The sequence below is a fragment of the Enterobacter sp. SA187 genome (assembly GCF_001888805.2).
GTDB lineage: Bacteria > Pseudomonadota > Gammaproteobacteria > Enterobacterales > Enterobacteriaceae > Enterobacter_D.
This window is the reverse complement of sequence record NZ_CP019113.1, coordinates 1358823-1380576: the sequence shown is the minus strand read 5'-3', so window position 1 is coordinate 1380576 and position 21754 is coordinate 1358823. Positions and strand designations below refer to the sequence as shown.

Annotated in this window: 13 protein-coding genes; 3 read left to right on the top strand and 10 right to left on the bottom strand. The window is 58.8% G+C overall.

Going from position 1 to position 21754, the window contains the following annotated elements; all coding sequences use genetic code 11:
• Nucleotides 1-19: 19 nt before the first annotated feature.
• The 7 genes from BMF08_RS06645 to bcsR form a co-directional block, all read right to left on the bottom strand.
• A complete protein-coding gene (locus tag BMF08_RS06645; protein WP_072571480.1) occupies nt 20-1306 on the bottom strand; it encodes a dicarboxylate/amino acid:cation symporter in 1287 nt (428 codons plus the stop codon).
• A 157-nt stretch (nt 1307-1463) separates the two neighbouring features.
• Complete coding sequence (locus BMF08_RS06640; protein WP_083580995.1) at nt 1464-2972, bottom strand: EAL domain-containing protein; 1509 nt, start codon at nt 2970-2972, stop codon at nt 1464-1466.
• 126 nt (nt 2973-3098) lie between these two features.
• A complete protein-coding gene (gene bcsC, locus BMF08_RS06635) occupies nt 3099-6623 on the bottom strand; it encodes a cellulose synthase complex outer membrane protein BcsC (RefSeq protein ID WP_072571479.1) in 3525 nt (1174 codons plus the stop codon).
• A 21-nt stretch (nt 6624-6644) separates the two neighbouring features.
• The gene (bcsB, locus tag BMF08_RS06630) at nt 6645-9053 is read right to left on the bottom strand and encodes a cellulose biosynthesis cyclic di-GMP-binding regulatory protein BcsB (RefSeq protein ID WP_072571478.1); all 2409 of its coding nucleotides are present in this window, start codon (nt 9051-9053) and stop codon (nt 6645-6647) included.
• A 25-nt stretch (nt 9054-9078) separates the two neighbouring features.
• Entirely contained in the window at nt 9079-11682 is a 2604-nt protein-coding gene (gene bcsA, locus BMF08_RS06625) for a UDP-forming cellulose synthase catalytic subunit (RefSeq protein WP_072571477.1), read from the bottom strand.
• Entirely contained in the window at nt 11679-12425 is a 747-nt protein-coding gene (gene bcsQ / locus BMF08_RS06620) for a cellulose biosynthesis protein BcsQ (protein ID WP_072571476.1), read from the bottom strand. Before bcsQ ends, bcsA begins: the two co-directional genes overlap by 4 nt.
• A gap of 10 nt (nt 12426-12435) precedes the next feature.
• The gene (bcsR, locus tag BMF08_RS06615; protein ID WP_072571475.1) at nt 12436-12624 is read right to left on the bottom strand and encodes a cellulose biosynthesis protein BcsR; all 189 of its coding nucleotides are present in this window, start codon (nt 12622-12624) and stop codon (nt 12436-12438) included.
• Nucleotides 12625-12798: 174 nt separating this feature from the next.
• Between bcsR and bcsE the strand changes: the two genes are divergently transcribed.
• The 3 genes from bcsE to bcsG are packed head-to-tail and all read left to right on the top strand — an operon-like array spanning nt 12799 to nt 16224.
• On the top strand, nt 12799-14358 hold the full coding sequence (bcsE, locus tag BMF08_RS06610) for a cellulose biosynthesis c-di-GMP-binding protein BcsE (protein WP_072571474.1): 1560 nt from the start codon (nt 12799-12801) through the stop codon (nt 14356-14358).
• Nucleotides 14355-14552: a cellulose biosynthesis protein BcsF gene (gene bcsF, locus BMF08_RS06605; RefSeq protein WP_072571473.1), complete on the top strand. Its 198-nt coding sequence runs from the start codon at nt 14355-14357 to the stop codon at nt 14550-14552. The genes bcsE and bcsF overlap by 4 nt, the downstream gene beginning before the upstream one ends.
• Nucleotides 14545-16224 carry a cellulose biosynthesis protein BcsG gene (gene bcsG / locus BMF08_RS06600; RefSeq protein ID WP_072571472.1) on the top strand — a complete coding sequence of 560 codons (1680 nt, stop codon included), beginning with the start codon at nt 14545-14547 and terminating at the stop codon, nt 16222-16224. Before bcsF ends, bcsG begins: the two co-directional genes overlap by 8 nt.
• A gap of 54 nt (nt 16225-16278) precedes the next feature.
• Here the strand turns inward: bcsG and BMF08_RS06595 are convergent, their stop codons facing one another.
• The 3 genes from BMF08_RS06595 to BMF08_RS06585 are packed head-to-tail and all read right to left on the bottom strand — an operon-like array spanning nt 16279 to nt 21751.
• Nucleotides 16279-17274, bottom strand: coding sequence for a glycosyl hydrolase family 8 (locus BMF08_RS06595; protein WP_072571471.1), 996 nt, complete (start codon nt 17272-17274; stop codon nt 16279-16281).
• An 8-nt stretch (nt 17275-17282) separates the two neighbouring features.
• Entirely contained in the window at nt 17283-17762 is a 480-nt protein-coding gene (bcsD, locus tag BMF08_RS06590; RefSeq protein ID WP_072571470.1) for a cellulose biosynthesis protein BcsD, read from the bottom strand.
• Nucleotides 17763-17764: 2 nt separating this feature from the next.
• Nucleotides 17765-21751 carry a cellulose biosynthesis protein BcsC gene (locus BMF08_RS06585; protein ID WP_072571513.1) on the bottom strand — a complete coding sequence of 1329 codons (3987 nt, stop codon included), beginning with the start codon at nt 21749-21751 and terminating at the stop codon, nt 17765-17767.
• Nucleotides 21752-21754 lie beyond the last annotated feature (3 nt).

Here is a 21754-nt window from a genome sequence, read left to right as displayed (position 1 = left end):
ACGGGTCTAAGTGGCGAAATTATGAGGAGATTTTTTGCGATTTGCCGTCCGGCGCACGCTTATTGAGCACATCCGTCAGCTGTTTTTCATCAAGCTGTTTAACCCATTTTGCCACCACCACAGTGGCCACGCCGTTACCCACCAGGTTGGTCAGCGCACGGGCTTCAGACATAAAGCGGTCGATGCCGAGGATCAACGCCAGCCCGGCTACCGGTAAATGCCCGACCGCCGAAATGGTTGCCGCCAGCACGATAAAGCCGCTGCCCGTGACTCCCGCCGCGCCTTTCGACGACAGCAGCAGCACCACCAGCAGGGTGATCTGATGGAAAATATCCATATGGCTGTTCGTCGCCTGGGCGATAAATACCGCCGCCATGGTCAGATAAATAGAGGTGCCGTCGAGGTTAAAGGAATAGCCCGTCGGGATAACCAGCCCCACCACCGACTTTTTGCAGCCCAGCTTTTCCATTTTATCCAGCATACGCGGCAGCACCGATTCTGACGACGAGGTGCCGAGCACGATCAGCAGTTCTTCGCGGATATAACGGATAAATTTGAAAATGCTGAAGCCCGTGGCGCGGGCAATAGAGCCGAGCACCACCACCACAAACAGGATACAGGTGATATAGAAGCAGGCGATGAGCTGGCCCAGCTGCACCAGCGTACCGACCCCGTATTTACCGATGGTAAAGGCCATCGCGCCAAAGGCGCCAATGGGGGCCAGACGCATGATCATATTGATGATGCCGAAAATGACCTGCGAGAAGCTTTCGATCACGTTGAAAATCAGCTGGCCTTTGTGGCCCAGACGGTGCAGCGCAAAACCAAACAGCACTGCGAACAGCAGCACCTGGAGGATATTGCCGCTGGCGAACGCGCCTATAACGCTGCCGGGAATAATATCAAGAAGGAAGGGGATGATGCCCTGCTGCTGCGCCTGTTCGGCATAGACCGCCACCGCTTTAGCATCAAGGGACGCCGGATCGACGTTCATGCCCGCGCCAGGCTGTACCACGTTAACGATAATCAGGCCAATAATCAGCGCCACTGTGCTGACGATTTCGAAGTACAGCAGCGCCACCGCGCCGGTACGGCCAACCGCCTTCATGCTTTCCATGCCAGCGATGCCGGTGACCACCGTACAGAAGATGACGGGGGCGATGATCATTTTAATCAGTTTTACGAAGGCATCGCCAAAGGGCTTCATTTGCGCGCCGATTTCCGGATAAAAATGGCCGAGCAAAATACCGATGGCGATGGCGGTCAGGACCTGAAAATAGAGGCTTTTAAACAGTGAGGTTTTCATAGGGTGTCCTTGAAGTAAAAACCACAGGCCTTGTAGGGTTTAGGTTTGCCTGCGGCTTTAAAATAACACCCGATAAACATGACAGAAATAAACTTACTTCAAATTTGAAACAATAATGTTAAGAAATTTGAGCTGACTCGCACAAGTGTAAAACAGACTATTCTTTTTCATCTTCCGGCGAGGCGGAAAAATAGCGCGCCTCAAAGGCGTCCGGCGGCATGGCGCGGGCGAATAAAAATCCCTGCGCCATGGTCACGCCAGCGGCGGCAAGCCACTCGCGCTGAGCGTCGGTTTCCACGCCTTCGGCAATGATCTCCAGATCCAGGCTGTTCGCCATATGGATAATCGCCGACACCATACTGTTATCGTCCGGCAGCCCTTCCACAAAGGTTTTATCCACCTTCAACAGATCCACCGGCAACGATTTCATATGGTGCAGCTGACGCAGGCCCGCGTAGCCCATCCCAAAATCATCCAGCGCGATACGCACTCCGGCGTTACGCAGCGGGCGTAAAATCCCCACCGCCGTCTGCGGATCGTCGATACGGCGGCTTTCGGTCACTTCCAGGATGAGCGTACCCGGCGCAATACGATAGCGGCTTAACAGCGCCAGCAGATCCGGCACCATCGCGTGATGCATCAGTTGCAGCGCCGAAAGGTTCACCGACAGCGGCAGCATAATACCGCGCCCCTGCCAGGCCGCCAGCTGGCGACAGGCCGCTTCCAGCACCCGGTAACCGACAGTCACCATCAGACCGGTATTTTCGATATGCTCGATAAGCCCTTCCGGCAGCGTCCAGCTGCCGTCCGGCTGGCGCACGCGCAGCAGCGCTTCCGCCCCCAGCAGGGTACCGGTCGCCAGATTTACCTGCGGTTGCAGCCAGATGGTGTACTGGTGATTATCCAGTGCGGTAAGAATCGCTTTATGCGCCGATCCAGCGACCGGATAGCGCGCGTCGTCGTGATGCGGCAAGGCCAGCTGCTGATGGCGGTTATAGCTGCGCACCAGCATGCCGATTTCATCATCATGGTGATGACGCGGCAGCGCCAGTTGATGCCCTGGCAACTCATGCTGGGGCAGATCGTTAAGTTCACGAGCGATACGGCGCAGCGGATGAACGATCAGACGGTTAATACACCAGGTGATAGCCACGGTGATCATCAGCGTAAGCAGTAAGTAAGCCGTCACAAACGTCGACAGCGCGCTCATTACGAACTTATACATGCGGTACGAATCCGCCTGTAGCACCAGATACGCCAGCGGCTGGGGATTCGCCGGGCGTTGCAGGGAATAAATAGGCAGGGAAATCTGTACCGGCAGTTCAAACAAACGGGTAATGGTCACCGGCACCGGGCGTTCAGGAATAAAGCGCATGCGCAGCGCCTGGAACTGGTTGGGCAGCACTACGTCGGCACGGCTGACCACGCCCGCAGGCTGAATGCCTTTCAGGATGGTTTCCGCGTCAACAATATCGCCTTTCAGAATGGCGGATGAGAGTGGCTCGCGCACCGAGCGGGCAATGCTTTCCAGCTGCGTGGCTGTGTTATAGCGGTTTTGCTGCACAAAATGAAAGAGCAAAATGACGCAAAAAATGAACACAAACAGCATAGAGACGGCTGACACCATCGCCATTTGTTTTATGGTTAATGAACGGCTGACGCGCAAATTGTTTCTCCGGAATACCCTTAACACGAAAAGTAACCTGCTGTTACCTTACCGCCGCCAGAGTATACCCTATAGCGGCATCATTAAGAGACTGTCCGGGGGATATAAGATAATTCTAGATTCCCGTTACCAGTCAGCGTAAGGCATCAGCGGTTGCGGCGGCATATCCATATCGCCCTGCCAGCCCGCATCGGAGTAGCGAACAAAGATCATCCCGTGACTGGGGGTATAATCTTTCGCCTGCTGAATATCAATACCTGCGCCTATTGACCATTTCGATGAAATACGGCGTTCCACCAGCGCATGGGCCGTATACCCGAAGCCCTGGCTGCTGCCGCCTTCGCTACCCTCATCGCGGGCATCCTGCCGGAATTCTGCCGGGATGAGATTTAAGCGCGGATAACTGGCCTGCGCTTTGGTGCGTGAGTGGGACCATGAGCCTGAGCCGCCCAGCTCCCATGACCAGTTTTCCGTGCGTTTGCGCCAGGTCACCGGCACCGCAAAAGAGACGTACTCCTGCGGGCTGTAATAACCGCCCTGACCCAGCGTATAACCGCTCAGATCTTTGTCGTAATGCCAGATCATATTGTTCAGGCCGACGGTCATGCGCTCATTGTCTTTATTGATAAGCTTGTAGTAATAGCCCGTCATCCAGCGCACGCGCCAGTTATCCTCGACGTTTTTGCCGTTCAGAGTGTCCGCATTCAGACTCGCCCACACGCCGTGGGCTTCGCCGCGATCGTAACTCATACTGACGCCACCGCCGCTGGCCCGCACGCCGCCCCAGGTTTTCCCGGTGCCGCCCCGGTTATTATCTTCATCGTCCGGATCGTATTGATAACCTCTGGCGTCCTTCTGTCCGCCAAAGGCCAGCAATGAGCTGGAGATCGGGCGGCGATGCAGGTTCAGGGTATAACCGACTGGCCCCAGATCGCTGCTGTAACTCAGCCCGCCCACCACATCAACGACATTAAACCCCATCGGCGTGGTGCCGATGTCCATGTCCCAGGTGTCATTACGCCAGCCAACCGCGACGCTTACGCCCCTGTCGCTCTGTTTTTTATCGATATTGTCACAGCCCAACTCGCCGCAGGTACCCCAGTTAGGATCATACAGGCCGTCGCTGTTCTTGCTGAAAGAACCGGCATCCATATCGATGACATCGGTGCGGAAGAACATGCGTCCGTCGGCTAACGGCGCGTCGGCCTGCAACATAGTGGTGTGCATTTTCAGATCGGAATAACCGCCCGTCCCGTCTGAGCGGCCATAATCATGATCCAGGGTGACGTTCACGTCCTGCTGGCGATACAGCTCTGCCGCATCGCTGCGCACCCCGCGCTTAAGCCAGTCATCTTTTTCATCGCTGCGCGTCAGACGGGTAAAGGTGTCGTTATCCTGCGGACGTGCCGCGGCGATCCCGGCGGCGACCATCGCATCTTTATAACCTTCCAGCGCCTGCTGCGGTTCACCCGTCGCCTGCGAAAGCCGGGCGGCATCACGTAGTACCAGCGCGCTGTCCTGCGACGGCGGCTGGGATTTTGCCTGGGGCACCAGTCTGGCGAAGGTCTGCTGCGCCTCACGAGTATTCCCCAGTCGCGCCTCAACCAGCGCCATACGCCGCTCGGTATTCATGGATAATGGCTGCGTGGCTGACGGGGAAATTTTCGCCAGCTGCGCGCGGGCTTCCATCGGGTTTTGCTGCGCCACGGCCACTTCCGCCAGGCTCAGACGGGCATCCAGATTATCCGGCTCTTTTGCCAGCACAGCGTTATATAAGGCGCTGGCGGCAGGGTAATCGCCGCGCTGTTGCGCCCAGTCGGCCAGGGTTAAATCAATGGGCGTGGACGCGGGCTGCGACTTCAGCAGATCTATCGCTGCCGGTTCATTGCCGCTGTCGCGCAGCTGATTAGCGCGGGCCAGCAGTTGATTCCGTTGCAGGCGATCCGCCAGCTCCTGAATATTGGGCGTCCACTGGCTTTTCGGCAGCGTGTTGAGATGCGCCAGCGCCGCCATGCCCTGATCTTCATTGCCGGAGAGATACAGGCCATAAGCGTAAACCTGTTCGGCGTCGTTCGGTTTTTTCGCCGCCAGATCGCGCATCTGCGCATCGCCCTGGGCGCGCTGCCCGGCGTTACGCAAATCGCTCGCCAGCCGGTAGGTGATCCACACGCTGCCCGGATCCAGCGCCAGGCGCTGACGCTGCACCTCAGCGGCCTGCGCCCAGTCGCTGCGGTTTTCCAGAGTTTCGGCCTGCTGCGCCAGACGGTCGCCCGTCATGCTGCGTTCAATGTCGTCAATGCTGCGCCGCTGGCGGGCATTCAGCGTCTGAATAAAGGCCTCAGCGCGCTCGGGCGACTGCGCCCGGTAAAGGTTCGCCAGCCCGCGTACCGCGTTACTGTTCTCGCTGTCCATCCGCAGCGCCTGCTGATAGTAGCGCTCGGCGCTGTCAGTCTCTTTTCTTGCCAGCGCAGCATCGCCCAGCCCCAGCACCGCGTAGCTGTCAGTGTTATCCACCTGCTGCGCCTGTTGATAAAAACGCGTCGCCTGGGCCGGATTATTCGCTTTCAGCGCCGCGTCCCCCTGCTGGATCAGCAGCCAGTAGCGGTTGGTCTGCAACAGACTGTCCCATTTACTGCGGTTGCTGCTTTGCGGCGCCAGCGCAATGGCTTTTTCCAGCTGCTCTACCGCGCGGGCGCGATCGCCTTTCTGGGAGTATGCCTGACCCAGCGCGCCAGTGGCTTCGCCGTCGCTCGCGTCGGCGCTGACCGCCTGTTGCAGAGCGGCAATGGCGTTGCCACCCTGCCCGGCATCCACCGCCGCCAGCCCCTGAGCACGGGCGCGAAACGCCGGATCCGCCAGCTTCTGCTGCTGTTCGGCCAGCTGTTGACGCGCCATATCGACGTTATCGCCCTCGCTGAACTGCGCCAGAAAACGTTGCAGCGCCTGTACGCTGGCGTCGCTGACGGGCAGATCTTTGATTTGCTGATACCAGATAGCGGCGGCGGCATTGCGGCTGGTGCCGGATTTCGCCATTTGCTGAAGTACCGCATAGCCTTCATCCGGGCGATTGCTGGCAAACAGCAATTGCGCGAGGGCGTTTTGCAGCTCGCCATCTCCCGGACGCCGCGCGTTAAGCGCTTTTAACTGATTGATGGCTTCATTGCGCCGGGCGGGGACTTTCGCTACCAGCACCCAGTATTCCCGCGCAATATCGCCGGTGGGCGGATGGCCGTTAAACAGCTTATCGTAAGCAGCCAGCGCCTCCTGGGTATGGCCGGTGGTGCCCTGCAAACGCGCTTCCTGCAACGCCTGTCGCCCTTCCGGGCTGGAGAGCGTCATGATATTGCGGGAATCGCGCAGCGCGCCGGAGTCCGGCGCCAGTTCCTGTAGCCTGTCGAGCTGTTTTTGCGCGCCCGCGGTGTCGCCCTGGCGCAGCAAATAACGGAAGCGCGCGGCGATAACGTCCGGGTTTGCCGGATCGATCAGCTCCAGCCGGTAGAGCGACTGGCGCACCAGATCTTCCCGTTTTGTCGCCTCCCCCAGTTGCACCTGTTCCAGCAGTTGCTGTTGCGCATCCGGCGCGGCATGCACAAGCGGCATCGCCGAGAAGCCGAGCGATAAGGCGATAAAACGTAGCGTTAACCTGCGCATGACGGACCCCGGTATCGCAATTTATTCATGGTCGCCATCAAGACGACGACGGCTGATGATGCGCAGCAGACGCCACAGCACCCAGGCCAGCAACACGACGCTCACTGCCGCCAGCACCGCCAGCAGGATCGGATGGTTTGAGAGCGCATACCAGATGCGTTCAAACCACGGCAGATGACCCACATAATAGATATCACCCACCCGCAGGCCGTTCACGCCCGATTCGCGGATCACCGTCACCGAGCCGTACATGGCGGCGCGCTTGCCGCTGTCGTTCATCGCCTCGTTCAGCAGGCTGTAGCCGCGCGGGCTGTCCGCCAGCAGGGCCACCACGCTGCGCTGATCGTTATAGGGCGACTGGAAGCCGACGATCGCCGCCATCGGGCCGCTGGAGCTGACGGCAGTCTGCGTGTCGGCCTGGCGGTCATTGACGTCCGGCACAATGGCCGGGAAGTCTGTCTGGCGCTGCGGCGTTTTCACCCAGCTTTGCGTGGCCTGCACCAGCAAGTCGATACGTTCATCGTTTTTCAGTTTTTCCGGTAAGGTGCCGATGATCAGGATATCGGCATCTTTATTCGCCAGCTGATTACCATCGTTGGTCAGGGTGACGTTCACCGCCGGGAAACCGGTTTGCGCTCCGATGCCGCCCATGGAATCCAGCAGCGTGGTGAGCTGAGCCGCCGTTGGCTGCGCGGGCAGCACCACCAGAGTATCAGAGAGATCCGCCATCCGGCTGAACGGGAAGCCCGCATTGGCAAAGGCGCGCAGATCCGGCATGGCGATAAAGTGATAATACTTCGAGAAATCAATGGTGGAGTCGTCGCCGATCACCACACGGTTTTGCACCGGCTGGAAGGTGATACAGTTTTCGATCGTACCGCCCGGCATCGGGTTCATGTACTGGAAGTCGAAGCGCAGCTGGTTCAGCGCGCCCAGTTTCAGCGCCGGAATAGACACTTCAGTTTTACCATCCAGCAGACCCTGTAGCACCGGCAGCCGCAGCAGCAGACGGTTAGTATCCTGGCTGCTGGTCAGACTGAAGGATTGCAGGAACTGGTTGTTCAGGCTGATATCCATGCGCGAGTTATCTTTCGTCGGTGGCGCGGTGTAACGGTAATTGAGGTTCATATCAATGCCGCTGCTGCGCAACAGATAAAGATCCGGCGGCAGATTCATCGCCACGTTGATGGAGGCGGGCTGTAAGCCGGTGGCCTGCAACTGCTCCTCATAGGTTTTCAGCTCGCTAAAGGTGATTGCCCGGTCGGTACGCACCCAGTTAGGCGCATCGTAAGGTTTACGCGCCAGCAGCGGTTTCACCTCGTCCACCACCACGCGGTCGCCACGGAACAGCAGGTTGCCCTGGGCAATGCCCTTCGCCGCCTGCAGGATGTCTTTGTCATCGCGCCCGAACACCACCAGCACTTTCATGAACGGGTTAGTCGGGTGGTTCATCATCATCACGGTCGGCGCGGTCACCGGCGGCACATCACGCAGGAATGCCGGACGTTTGTCGTTGGTGGCGAAGACAATGGCATTGCTGTCCGGCAGCGCGTCATAAGAGACCGGGAACTGCTGGCCGCGCCAGCCGGTGCGGGTGCCGAACCATGATGCGACAATACTCGCCGCCTGTTGCTGCGCCAGCGCCGGGACGCCAGCGAAGACCATCGGCAGGTTCAGCGGACGGTTGTCGCGCGGATCGAAGAAGGGCACCGGGAAAGAGGACAAGTCATTTTTCAGCGTCAGCTTCTGGTAGGTCATCGCCAGTGAACTGTTGCGGCCGATATCCATCCACAGGGTGCTGCTGGCCGGGTTTTCACACACATCGCGGTAATGGCCGACAAACTCCAGCCGCACACGGTTAAAATCGGTGATATAGAGCGGATCGACGGCGACCTGCGCCTGCGTCTTTTTACCCAGCTGTTCTTTGGTGACCGGCAAAACGCCCATCAGCTCATCATTCAGATAGACCTTCAGCTGCGACTGCACGGGCAGCAATGACGGCGATGGCGTGTATTCCAGATTCAGCACCGCTTTCGACACCACTTCGTCGCTGCGCATTCCGAATTCAATGCCGCCGTCCGGATTGACGCCGCGCAGGATCATGCTGCCCGGCGGCGGCGCGATCTGCGCAAAAGTCAGGGTAACGTCGCGGGTTGGCGCATTATCGGCGACAATCGGCGCATTTGCCCCGTTTACGCCCGGCATGACCTGACCCACCGGGGTGGTCTGTGCTTCGACCGGCGTCACGGGCATCATGGATTCCGGCTGCGTCGGCGCCGGCGTGGCGGCCCCTTGTGTTGCAGGCGTTACCGTCGGCACCACGGGCGCAGCCGTAGCCGCCGGACTGGCAGGCGCCGCCATCGTCATTGCATAGGGGTATGCACTTAATCCCATTACCACTGCGCACATCCAGGAAAGTTTTCTTTTCATCGCATTATCATCATTGTTGAGCCAGTCACGAACCCGGTTGCTGTACTACCACGTCCCGCTCGGGGCGGCGCGGAACGAACGACACAAGCCAGGAAACCAGTGAAGTGAGGGACCGGAAAATCATTTTTACGGACGAAGGTGCAAATTCTGCAAGGTGGCGATAGCCACGGAAACCCAGCTTGAGAATATCCATCAAACTTTCCAGCGGTTTATCTTCCGGGAAGCTGTCCTGCCAGAGTGCCCAGGTATCGGCGCGGGCAAAGGTACACTGTACAAAATCAATATGTTGACGGGTGGTCAACGGCATCAGTTGCAGACCGATTTCATTACCGGAAACGCGCGCCACCTGCGCCGGGAAGACATACTCCTGCTGGCCGCGTTTGAGCAGCAGGTTCACCTTCTGCCCTTCCAGCACCTGCGCCTGGCCGTTAATTTTGATGCCCAGCCCGCCGTCAGAGAAGTCGTGTACGGTACAGGAGAACATATGGCCATCTTCACGGGCGATGGCCGCTGGCATCGAGATTTCCACGCGATGAGCGCGGCGTAACTGTTTACTTTCCACCGACACCGCCACCGCGCCGCCGAGCACGATCAGGTTGTAGAACACCCAGGCGATACTGACGAATACGGTAAGAATTTCATTCTCCGGCCCATAGAAATAGCGCCAGACGCCCACCAGGATACCGAGGATATTCAGCAGCACGAGGAAAATGTAGGGCCGGGAAATGACCCAGTCGACGTACTCCTCCTCCACCAGCCCACCTTTGGCGGTGACGTTAAATTTACCTTTATGCGGCGCAAACAGCGCCACCATGGTCGGCGGGGCGATATACCAGGCCAGCACCGTTTCGTAAATTTCACTCCAGAACGAGTGGCGATATTTGCCCTGGATTTTGGAGTTGGTCAGGCTGGCGTGGATCATATGCGGCACCACAAAGAGCGCGATCATCAGCGCCGGGGCGTAAATGATATAGGCGTGGAGCAACAGGAACGCCAGCGGCGCGGTGAGGAACACCAGCCGCGGAATACCGGATAAGAAGTGGAACATGGCGTTCACATAACAGAGCCGTTGCGGGAGCTTCAGCCCCTTGCCCAACAGCGGGTTATCGAGGCGGAAGATCTGCACCATGCCGCGCGCCCAGCGGATGCGCTGTCCGATATGCGCCGAGAGGCTTTCCGTCGCCAGGCCCGCCGCCTGCGGAATACGCATATAGGCCGAGCTGTAGCCGAGACGGTGTAAACGCAGAGAAGTGTGCGCATCTTCCGTCACCGTCTCCACTGCGATGCCGCCAATCTGATCGAGCGGCCCGCGACGGATCACCGCACAGGAACCGCAGAAAAAGGTCGCGTCCCACATGTCGTTGCCGTCCTGCACCAGACCGTAAAACAGCGTGCCTTCGTTAGGGGTTTTACGGAAGCGGCCAAGGTTGCGCTCAAAGGGATCCGGCGAGAAAAAGTGGTGCGGCGTCTGCATCATCGCCAGCTCTTTCTCTTTCAGGAACCAGCCCATGGTCATCTGCAAAAACGAGCGCGTGGGCACGTGGTCGCAGTCGAAAATCGATACAAACTCGCCCTTCGCATATTTCAGGGCGTTGTTGATGTTCCCGGCTTTGGCGTGCTCATGGGTGGTACGGGCGATGTATTTCACCCCTACGGTCTCGGCAAACTGGCGGAAGGTTTCACGCCCGCCGTCATCGAGGATCCAGATAGTCAGCTTATCCTTCGGCCAGTCGATGCCCAGCGAGGCATAAATGGTGTTTTTCACCACGTTCAAATCTTCGTTGTAGGTCGGGACGAAAATATCAACGGTCGGCCACAGAGACATATCCTTCGGCAGCGGCACCGGCTGACGATTGAGCGGCCACACCACCTGGAAATAGCCGAGCACCAGCACCACCCAGGCGTAGGTTTCGGCAATCAGTAGGATCAGGCCGCAGACCAGGCTGACCGGATCGTTCCAGTTGAGCGTGGAGGTATAACGCCACCAGATGTAGCGACAGGAAACGGTCAGCGACAATACGATAAGCATCAGCGCCGAGAAGCGTCCGGGGATACGCCGCACCATCATTGCCACGGCCCACAGCAGAACCAGGAAGATGAACTGCGACATCGGGTTAAACGGCTGGGTGATGCACAGCAGCGCCAGAATGGCGGAAAAGGCCACGATCACACCAAGAATAATGCGCCGCAGACGCGGATGCAGGTGCGCCAGTTCTTTCTGATTATCCAGATGGCTGGTCCGGGCGCTGAAGCGCTGCGGCAGCGCGTCGAGCCACGCATGGTAGCGGGCCATTAATTGCGAGAAGCCTGCGCGACGGCGTTTGCGCGGCGCGCCTGCCGTTGCCTGTTCGGGCGTAACCATCAGCCACAGGGTTTGCAGCAGGTAACGCGCCGGATCGAGCGGGCGCGGCCGTTCGGCGCGAATATGCGGGTAAAGCTCGCGGTGGCGTTCGCGGATCGACTGCCAGCGCGGATTTTCCAGCGGCAGAAAAAGCCAGGCCAGGATCGCCCACAGGCAGCCCAGGGCGGCGCTGAACGCTGGCGCGCCGTGGCTGCGATAAAGCTGGTAGCGCGCGCCGAGGCGTTCGCTAACCGGGGGGATCAAAAACCAGGTGGAAAGACGGCTCATGCGTCACTCCCGCTGGCAGGTTGCGCGGCGTGCAGCAGACACCAGTTCGCCAGCGTCATGATCTCTTCGGCGGCCAGCGAGTCGCTGCGGTACTCTCCCAGCGGCTGTTTCGCCGCCAGACATTCGGCCATCGCCTCGTCGCGGTGAATAACCGTCGGCAACAGGTGGCGCTGGGTTTGCAGCCATACCTGATACAGATCGTCCTGCAACTGGCTGCCGATACGCAGATCGTTAAGCAGAATGTGCGTCCCCGCCGGCAACGCCTGCTGATGTAAACGCACGTGGCAATTGGTATCCGGCCTGACGAGGGTCAGCACCCGATCGCACTGTTCGAGGATCAGGCGCGTCAGCGGCGTCTGACCATGGGGCAGATCCACGAGGATCCACTGATAATGGCTTTGCGCTTTCAGGCTTTGCAGGATCGGCCCGATGCCGCTTAACGCGTCATGCAGCAGGTGCGCGTTTTCCGCCTCGCCTGCGGTGAGCTGGCCGAAGGGCAGCAGATCCAGTTGCGAGGTGTAACGTTGCCCGGCGTCGCGCCAGTCCTGCCCGTCCAGCAACGCGCGCGCCCAGCCTGCGGGCTGGGTAAAGTCGACGTTAAATGACAGGCGCAGCAGATTATCCGGGCAGGCATCAACGATCAGCACCGCTTCGCCAAGCATGTGCAGTGACCAGCCCAGCGCAGCGGTGACGGAGGTCGTACCCACGCCGCCGCGTATGCCCTGTAATCCCAGAATGGCCATTCCGGCTTCCTTATGGCAGTTGGGAGAATTCAGCGAGCAATGGCCAGCGTTTAATCGCTGCCGCCAATTGTTCCCGTTGAGAAATGTCGGTGTAATCTATTTCAGGCAATGAAAACACCCGACTGAGTGCCAGAAAATCATTCTGCCAGGTATAGTTCAGGCTTGAATCTTTCGAATTAGCGGTTTCATTATTATTCATTTTTTATCCTATCGTTTTGAATAAAAAACTGCTGGAAAGAATTTATCCACTTGCCCGGCGAAAAAAATGTGTTTACATGCTAAATCTGATGCTCTTTAATTTCAATGTTAGGTTTATTTCTTTGCTTTCGCTAGTAAACTGAGATAACTGACGATCTGCAACAAGAGGGACGCGATGGACCCCATATTTTCTATTGGCATTCACTCCTTGTGGGACGAATTGCGCCATATGCCTGCCGGAGGGGTCTGGTGGATCAACGCTGACCGCGACGACGATGCGGTAAGGCTGGTTAATCAGACCGTTGCCGCGCAGCCCGGTGCCAGCAAGGTTGCGGTGATCAGCATGGGCAAGGAGCCGAAGAATATCATCAAACTGGACGAGCATCACGGTCCGGAAAAAATTAGGCTGTTTTTCATGCCGGATAAAGAAAATAGTCTATACTCGCTTGCCCCTGATTTACTCTGTTCGGTCGATCCTCATCACCATTTATTTATCCTGCTGTGTGCCAGTAATGCCTGGCAGAATATATCCAATGATAAATTACGTGTATGGCTTGAGAATATTCATAGGTGGTCGAAATACCACAATTGTACGCTGCTGATCGTTAACCCCGGGAACAATAATGATAAACTGTTCTCCTTTCTGACGACGGAATATCGCTCATTATATGGCCTCGCCAGTTTGCGCAGCCAGCAGGATATTCATCTGTATGACGTTGCCTTCTGGTGTAACGAAAAAGGCGTCAGCGCGCGCCAGCAGCTTATTCTGGAGCCACGCGGCGACGGCTGGCAATTAGCCCGCCAGGAAGAACCCACCGTACAGCCGCGCAGCGACGAAAAACGCATTTTAAGTAATGTCGCCCTGCTGGAAGGCGCGCCGCCGCTCTCGGAATACTGGACGCTGTTCGATAATAACGAAGCGCTGTTTGAAGAAGCGCGTACCACCCAGGCCGCGACGGTCATTTTCTCGCTCACGCAAAATAATCAGATTGAAAACCTCGCGCGGCAGATCCACTCGCTGCGCCGCCAGCGCGGCAGCGCGTTGAAAATCATCGTGCGTGAAAACACCGCCAGCCTGCGCGCCACCGATGAACGCCTGTTATTAGGCTGCGGCGCGAATATGGTGATCCCGTGGAATGCGCCCCTGTCACGCTGTCTGACGCTGATTGAAAGCGTGCAGGGCCAGCAATTTAACCGCCACGTGCCGGAGGAGATCGCCACGCTCCTGACCATGACGCAGCCGCTGAAGCTGCGCGGTTTCCAGACGTGGGATATTTTCTGCGATGCCGTCGGCAATATGATGCAGAACACATTACTGCCGCCGGATGGCAAAGGCGTGCTGGTGGCGCTGCGTCCGGTGCCGGGGATCCGCGTCGAGCAGGCGCTGACGCTGTGCCGCCCGAACCGCGTCGGGGACATTATGACCATCGGCGATAACCGGCTGGTGCTGTTTTTATCCTTCTGCCGGGTCAACGATCTCGATACCGCGCTCAACCATATTTTCCCGCTGCCCATCGCCGATATTTTTTCTAACCGCATGGTGTGGTTTGAGGATAACCAGATTTCCGCGGAACTGGTGAACATGCGCACGCTGCAACCGGAGAAGTGGTCACGCCCGCTGCCGGTGACCGACGGCCCGAATCCGATCCTGAATGCGGAGCACGACGGCCGCAGCTGGCGGCGTATTCCTCAACCTCTCCGCCTGCTCAGTGAGACGACGGAGCGCTCATCATGATGACTCTCAGCGATATTATTCAGTTAGTGGTGCTGTGCGCGCTGATTTTCTTTCCGCTGGGTTACGCCGCGCGGCATTCGTCGCGCCGCATCAGAACCGTACTCCGGCTAATGTTTGTTAAGCCGAAATATGTCAAACCCGCCGGAACGTTACGCCGGGCATCCACCGTCAAAGCAGACCGAAAACATGACTAATCAATCTTATACTCCCTCTGCGCCGTCGCCGCTGTGGCAATACTGGCGCGGGCTTTCTGGCTGGAACTTCTATTTTTTAGTGAAGTTCGGCCTGTTATGGGCGGGCTATCTTAATTTCCATGCGCTGCAAAATCTGGTGTTTATGGCGTTTTTGCTGATGCCGCTGCCAAAACGCAAACTGCATCGACTGCGCCACTGGATCGCCATTCCTATCGGCTTTGCGCTGTTCTGGCACGATACCTGGCTGCCGGGTCCGCAAAGTATGATGAGCCAGGGCAGCCAGGTGGCGGGATTCAGCGCCGATTATCTGCTGGACCTGGTCACGCGTTTTATCAACTGGCAGATGCTTGGCGCGATCTTTGTACTGCTGGTGGCATGGTTGTTCCTGGCGCAGTGGATCCGCGTGACGGTATTTGTGGTGGCCATCATGATCTGGCTGAACCTGATCACCCTCACCGGCCCGGCGTTTTCCCTGTGGCCTGCGGGTCAGCCGACCACCACGGTCACCACCACCGGCGGCAATGCGGCGGCGACGGTCGCCAACGCAGGCAACAAGCCGGTCGTCGACGGTATGCCCGCCCAGACAGCGCCACCGACTACAGCGAATCTTGATGCCTGGCTGAACAGTTTTTATCAGGCTGAGGAGAAGCGTAAAACGCCGTTCCCCGCCTCGCTGCCCGCCGATGCCCAGCCGTTTGAGCTGCTGGTGATCAACATCTGTTCCCTCTCCTGGGCGGATGTGGAAGCCGCCGGACTGATGTCGCATCCGCTGTGGTCGCACTTCGATATTCAGTTTAAGCACTTTAACTCCGCCACCTCTTACAGCGGCCCGGCGGCCATCCGTTTGCTGCGCGCCAGCTGTGGTCAGCCGTCGCATAAAAATCTTTATCAGCAGGCGGGTAACGAGTGCTATCTGTTCGATAACCTGGCGAAACTGGGCTTCTCATCGCAGTTTATGCTCGATCATAACGGCGTGTTTGGCGGCTTCCTGAAAGAAGTGCGCGAAAACGGCGGCATGCAGGCGCCGCTGATGAATCAGGCCGGACTGCCGACCGCGCTGCTGTCGTTCGACGGTTCGCCGGTATATGACGATACGGCAGTGCTTAACCGCTGGATGGAGTCTGAAGAAGGTAAAAACAATCAGCGCACCGCCACTTACTTCAACCTGCTGCCGCTGCATGATGGCAACCATTTCCCTGGCGTCAGTAAAACCGCTGACTATAAAGTGCGCGCCCAGAAACTCTTTGATGAACTGGATGCGTTTTTCACTCAGCTGGAAAAATCAGGTCGTAAGGTGATGGTGGTGATGGCCCCGGAACACGGCGGCGCATTGCAGGGGGATAAAATGCAGGTCTCCGGTCTGCGCGACATCCCGAGCCCGTCGATCACCAACGTGCCGGTCGGCATTAAGTTCTTCGGTATGAAAGCCCCGCATCAGGGCGCTCCGTTGATCATCGATCAGCCGAGCAGCTTCCTCGCGATATCTGAACTGGTCGTTCGTGCGGTGGACGGCAAACTGTTCGTGGAAGACAGCGTGAACTGGGATCAACTGACCAGCAACCTGCCGCAGACAGCGCCGGTATCGGAAAACTCGAACGCGATTGTGATCCAGTATCAGGATAAGCCGTACGTACGGCTGAACGGCGGGGACTGGGTACCGTATCCGCAGTGATAAGAATTCCCTTCACCCCGTGCCGGTGAAAACCGGACGGGGTGAGGGGAGAAATCACTCCTGCTCTGCCAGCCACACCAGCATTTTCAGGCTTGCCGAATAGTAATCTTCCTGCGCGTCGATCTGCGGTTCGCCGTGCTTCACCCCAAGCGCTAAATCCCGCACGGCCAGTAAGCCGCCGCTCATATTATAGGGCGCGGTTTCGTTGGTCATGACGTTCACCCAGGCCGGGTTTTTATCGCCGCTGAACTGCCCGAACCAGTTGCGCCACGGCGTTAGCAGCGGGCTTTGCGGGTTCTGCCAGGCCACATACAGCGGAATGCGGATCGCATCGTAGCTCATGCGCGGCGGCCATTTGCTGGCAGGCTGCATTTTGCCGTCGGCATGCAGTGTGACCCAGTCAACCGGCAGCTTCGACTCCCCCCAGGCCATTTTCGCGGTCAGCGTGTTCGCATCGCGGATCAGCTCACGCCAGACGACGAGATGGCTACGCTCAGCGAACGCCTGCCATGCCGGGAAAATAAAATAGGACGGATTCAGGGTCACATCGCTATTGTGGTTAAAGCCCTGCGCGCCAGGCAGCATCACGCGATAGCCCGCGAAATTAATCACCGTATGCGCGACAATGGCCTTAGTGATGGCATCCGACGCCGCGGTATAGCGCGCATCGTGCCAGCGCGCGTCAGCCTTCAGCAGCGCCCAGGCGATCAAGGCATCGCCATCAGAGGCGTTGTTTTTATCCGCAAGGGGATCAGGCTCTACCGGGTTATAGCGCCAGTAGAACAGGCCGTTTTCCTTGTTCTTCAGCGTCTTGTTCGTCCAGGCCCAGATCTTGTCAAAGCTGGCGCGGTCATTGCTGGCGACCGCCATCAGCATCGCGTAGCCCTGGCCTTCGGTATGAGAAACGTTGTTATTGCCGGTATCGACAATACGTCCGTCCGGCATCAGAAACCGGGATTTATAGGTGTCCCAGGCAGGGCCTGCCTGGGCGCATACGGTAAATAACAGACTCACCGTCATGACTATCGCGGTAGATACGCGCTTGACCATAGTTCAACTCATTGTGGGTTGTGATAACGGAACAGAACGTCTGACAGTGAATTCAGTCGTTCGCGTTGCAACGCAACATGCGCCTCGCCGCCCTGGCCCTGAAGCCAGCTGGCGTAAAGACCTTCAAGTATTGCACAAAAAGCATGGCACCAGCGCGTTTGCTGCTCCTCGTGGCGGGAGATCGGCATCGCCTGATGGCGCAGCGTCAGGCCGGTGTCGCTGGCCTCAATATCGATAAATCCCCAGCCAAAATGACGCAGCTGCGCATTGATATGCGCCTCCAGTTCGCCGACGGTTTCAGCGGGCGGCAACGGGAACTGCGCCGCCAGGGTTTCGCCCATCTGCCGCAGGAACGGCTGGCTCTCCACCTGCCCGACATTACGCACCATACCGTCGATCATAATGGTCAGCAGATCAAACCAGCCCGGCGGCGTTTGTTGCTGCTGAAACCAGCCGATCAGCGGCGCGTGTTGACTGTTCACTGTCATGGTTATTTGTCTCCTAACAAATAGCGGAAATAGAGTCCGGCGGTGCTTTCGTTATAGTTGCCGAAGGTGTCATAGCCGACTTTCCCGCCGACGGTCATGCTTTTATTCACGTTGTAATCCACGCCCGCGCGCATGGTGTAGCCGATGCCGCTTTCCGATCCGCCTTTATAGCGATAATCACGCGCGTAGCCCAGGTCATAAAGCTCTTTCATCAGCCCCTGCGCCCCGGCATCGGTCGGGAAGTAGTCGCTGCTGTCCTGGGTATAGGACTGATAGCCTACAGATCCGCCAAGGCTGAGCTTCCAGTTGTTGATTTTCTGGCTAAAATCAACCGGTAAAGAGACGCTGACGTAGTTCTGCGGGCTGAAATAGCCGCCCTGCCCGTAGGTGTAGTAGCTGAGGTTTTTCGAGAAATCCATCCAGCTGACGTTCAGGCCGGTTTGTAGCTGGCGGTAATCGTCGTGGAACGGACGCAGATACACCCCGGCGCTGGCGTTCATGCTGGTGTTGCTGGCCACGTTTTCGCCGAGATAACTGTAACCGCCGCCGCCGACATAAAAGCCCGCGTCGCCGTCATCATAGCCAAGCTGTACGTTACCGCCGTTTTTCGTCACCCGCCCCCAGGTTTTACCCGAATAGGCGTCTTTCATGCCGACATAGGAGAGCAGGCTGTCGGTGACCGCGCGGCGTTCGCCTTTGATGATCAGCGTCAGATAATCGGTCAGCTTCGGCGACCACTGTACGCCGCCCACCAGCGTACTGAGATCCTGGCCCAGCGGCGTGGTGCCAATATCCAGTCGGTAACTTTCGCCGCTCAGCGCCATCGCCAGCTCGACGCCGCTCGCTTTCTGCGAGTCGGTAGAGGAGGTTATCTTGTTATCCAGGCTGGATTTGAAGTTCGATACGCTGAGCGCCTTCAGGCGACCGGATTCATTAAGGCTGTTCAGATTGGCAAGGCCAGTGTCGGTCAGCGGGGAGAGATTTTCCGCATTGTAGCCCTGCAAATCGGCGAAGGCTGCCGCCGTCGGATCGACGGAGTTCTGCGCATTCTCAATGGATGAGGAGATATTGCTGATGGCATTATCAATAGGGTTAGTGCCATAGCGCCGCCAGGTGTCGCCCGAGGCGCTGCCTGCGCTCAGGGTGATTGGCGTGGCGGTGAACTCAAAGCGCGACTCGCCAAAGGGCGAGCTGGACCAGGTTAACGGCGCTTTGGCTTCGGTCAGCTTGCTGGTGCCGGATTCGCCATCGCGTCCACGCACTTCCACGCCGCCCTGCATCCACATGCCGGTTTTCTGCTCCATGCTCTGCATCATGTCATCCACCTGACGCAGCGTACGCGCCTGGGCGGTTTCCACAGGCAGATCGGTGCGGGTGGTGCCCGGCAGCGTACTGCCAGGTTCACCTGCCACCTGCGCTACCTGCCACGGCAGCGTCTGGCCGTAAACCGATGCGGACGCCGTCTGCCCCGCGGAGGTACTGGTGCGCACGAAGGGGTTATCCGCCACCAGCACGCCGCCAATGGTCGGCGTCGCCGCGCCGTTTGACGCATCCAGGCCCACCAGCTTGCCGCGCGCGCTGCGCAGATAAGTCATGGCCTGCTGATGGTTGCCCTTCGCCTCTTCCAGACGGGCCAGCAGCAACATCCGGTCGGCAGAGTTATCCGCCCGCAGACCGCGGGCCAGCGAGTCGGCTTTTTCGACATTATTTTCCGCCAGCGCCACGTCAATCGCACCGACGCGCGCATCCTGGCTGTCGGTGTCGCGGGTCATCAGGTAGTCATAGACCACCCCGGCCTCTTTGTTCATTTTGCCGGTCTGGTAGAGACGGCCCATGGCGAACATCAGATCGGTATTCTGCGGATCGCTTTGCAGGGCGCGCATCAGCTTGTCATAGGCCGCCGCATAGTTACCCTGCTCGCGCAGCGCATCGGCTTCATTGATGACATAACCGGTGCGTAAGCCTGCCAGTTGCGTCGGCGTGCTGCGCGCCTGAATCTCCGGACGGGCCAGGAAACTCTGGGCTTCGCTGTTCAGGCCCGCCTTGTTCAGCACGGCGATCTGATCGGCATAATCCCCGGCGTTGCCCTGCACCCCCGCGCGCATGTTTTCCCGCACCAGCGCTACCGCGCCAGTCAGATCGCCGCTTTGCGCCAGCAGACGCGCCAGTTTACCCGCATCCACCGGGCTTTCAGGCGGCGTGGCGGTCAGGGTTTTCAGCGTGTTGGCGGCGGCAAGAGTATTACCCTGCGCCAGATAGCGCCCGGCGGTCGCCATTTGCAGGTTGTAGTTCACCCGTTTCGCCAGATCGCGCATCTGCCCGTTCTGACTGGCCGGAGAAATACGCGACAACAGCGTTTGCGCCTGTTGCCAGGCACCGTTTTCACTGGCAAACAGCGCCGCCGCATACAGCGAACTGGCTCCCGCGCCAGGGCGAGAGGCCGGGGCGATCACCGAGCTGGCTTCGCTGTCATTGCCGTTTTTTTGCAGCAGGCGCGCTAAATCGAGACGCAGCCAGGGATCGTCCGGCAGACGGGCGACGCCCTGTTGCAGCACGGCAATCGCCTGGCTGGTGTTACCGCTCGCCGCCAGCTGTTGCGCCTGACGACGGATCGGATCGCCCGGCAAGCCGGTGACCACGCGCGGTTGCAGTTTCGCCTGTAAACCGGCGGGCAGCGTGCGTAATACGGTCTGCGCTTCTTCAGCTTTATTCTGATCGCGCAGCACGTAATAGAGGTTTTCCCGCGCGGCGGCATTCTGAGGCTGATCGTTCAGCACCTCGCGCAGCGTCTGCTCCGCCTGCGGATAATCTTTGTTGTGACGCAACACATCGGCGCGGAACAGCTTCGCCGCCGTGCCGCGCTCGCCGCTTTGCTGCGCCAGCGGCGCGGATAACGCCAGCGCCTGGCTGACGTTGCCCTCTTTCAGCGCCTGCTGCGCCTGGGCCAGTTGACCATAGAAGGCGGCATCTTCAGCCTGAGCTTTACGTTCGGCAGAGGCCTCGCCCCCCTGGCTGGCCGCGCGGCTAAGATATTGCGCCGCGGCCTGATAGTCGCCGGAACGCTGGGCGATATACCCCAGCCCCGCCAGCGCATCCGCGTCTTCCGGGTTGGTTTGCAGCACCTGCTCAAACTGGCGGCGGGCATCGCTGGTGTTGCCGCTGTTCAGCGCGTTATAGCCCTCGCCTTTCGCCGCGCCGCCGATGCTTTTGCGGTAATACGCCTGTACGTCGCTGTCCTTCGGATGGCGTTGCAGGTAGTTATCGTAAAACTGTTCATCCCCTGCCTGCGGCCCCAGCCACAGCAGCGCCTGACGCAGGCCATCGTCCGCCTCTTTGTTGCCGCTCGCCATCTGCTCAAGCTGCATGATGCCGTCGCGGCGCGTCTCTTCGCGCCACGTCAGCATTTTGCCCAGCGCCACGCGGGCGGCGTTATCCTGCGGGTTTTGCGCCACGAATCGCTGGATCTCACTGAGCGCCTGCGGATACATGGCTTTGTCGCTTCCCATGGTCAGATAGTATTCCGGGGCGAGACTGGGCGGCGGCGTATCGCCGTTAAACAGGCTGCGCCAGGTGGCGAGCGCGGCGGGAATATTGCCGCTGCGCGCCTGCTGGCGGGCCAGCGTCAGTTGTCCCTGCGGCACCTGCGACAGCTGTTTGGCGTTATCCAGCGCCTGTAGCCCGCTGTCGTCCGGCGATACGGCCGCCAGCCGGGCGCGCCACTGCGCGGCCGCTTTCAGATCGCCGCCCTGCTGCGCCCACAGCGCCATCAGGTACAGCGCCTGGGTGTTATTGGCATCCACCATCAACACTTTCTTCAGCGATTCGTTCGCCAGATCGTCGTGAGACTTTTCATGCCAGTAATTGGCCTGGTCGAATAAGGCCTTCAGCACCGCGTCATTGGGCGCGGCCTGCGCTATCCCCGCCGTTGCCAGCGCCAGTACGCCCGAAACACAGAGGGTGGATAACGTGCGGGCGGTTTTTATGGTCATTAT

What these genes read in the sequence shown, in the direction of transcription:
- BMF08_RS06645 (WP_072571480.1), bottom strand. Translation starts at nt 1,306, where the DNA reads ATGAAAACCTCACTGTTTAAAAGCCTCTATTTTCAGGTCCTGACCGCC.
- bcsC (WP_072571479.1), bottom strand. Translation starts at nt 6,623, where the DNA reads ATGCGCAGGTTAACGCTACGTTTTATCGCCTTATCGCTCGGCTTCTCG.
- bcsB (WP_072571478.1), bottom strand. Translation starts at nt 9,053, where the DNA reads ATGAAAAGAAAACTTTCCTGGATGTGCGCAGTGGTAATGGGATTAAGT.
- bcsA (WP_072571477.1), bottom strand. Translation starts at nt 11,682, where the DNA reads ATGAGCCGTCTTTCCACCTGGTTTTTGATCCCCCCGGTTAGCGAACGC.
- bcsQ (WP_072571476.1), bottom strand. Translation starts at nt 12,425, where the DNA reads ATGGCCATTCTGGGATTACAGGGCATACGCGGCGGCGTGGGTACGACC.
- bcsR (WP_072571475.1), bottom strand. Translation starts at nt 12,624, where the DNA reads ATGAATAATAATGAAACCGCTAATTCGAAAGATTCAAGCCTGAACTAT.
- bcsE (WP_072571474.1), top strand. Translation starts at nt 12,799, where the DNA reads ATGGACCCCATATTTTCTATTGGCATTCACTCCTTGTGGGACGAATTG.
- bcsF (WP_072571473.1), top strand. Translation starts at nt 14,355, where the DNA reads ATGATGACTCTCAGCGATATTATTCAGTTAGTGGTGCTGTGCGCGCTG.
- bcsG (WP_072571472.1), top strand. Translation starts at nt 14,545, where the DNA reads ATGACTAATCAATCTTATACTCCCTCTGCGCCGTCGCCGCTGTGGCAA.
- BMF08_RS06595 (WP_072571471.1), bottom strand. Translation starts at nt 17,274, where the DNA reads ATGGTCAAGCGCGTATCTACCGCGATAGTCATGACGGTGAGTCTGTTA.
- bcsD (WP_072571470.1), bottom strand. Translation starts at nt 17,762, where the DNA reads ATGACAGTGAACAGTCAACACGCGCCGCTGATCGGCTGGTTTCAGCAG.
- BMF08_RS06585 (WP_072571513.1), bottom strand. Translation starts at nt 21,751, where the DNA reads ATGACCATAAAAACCGCCCGCACGTTATCCACCCTCTGTGTTTCGGGC.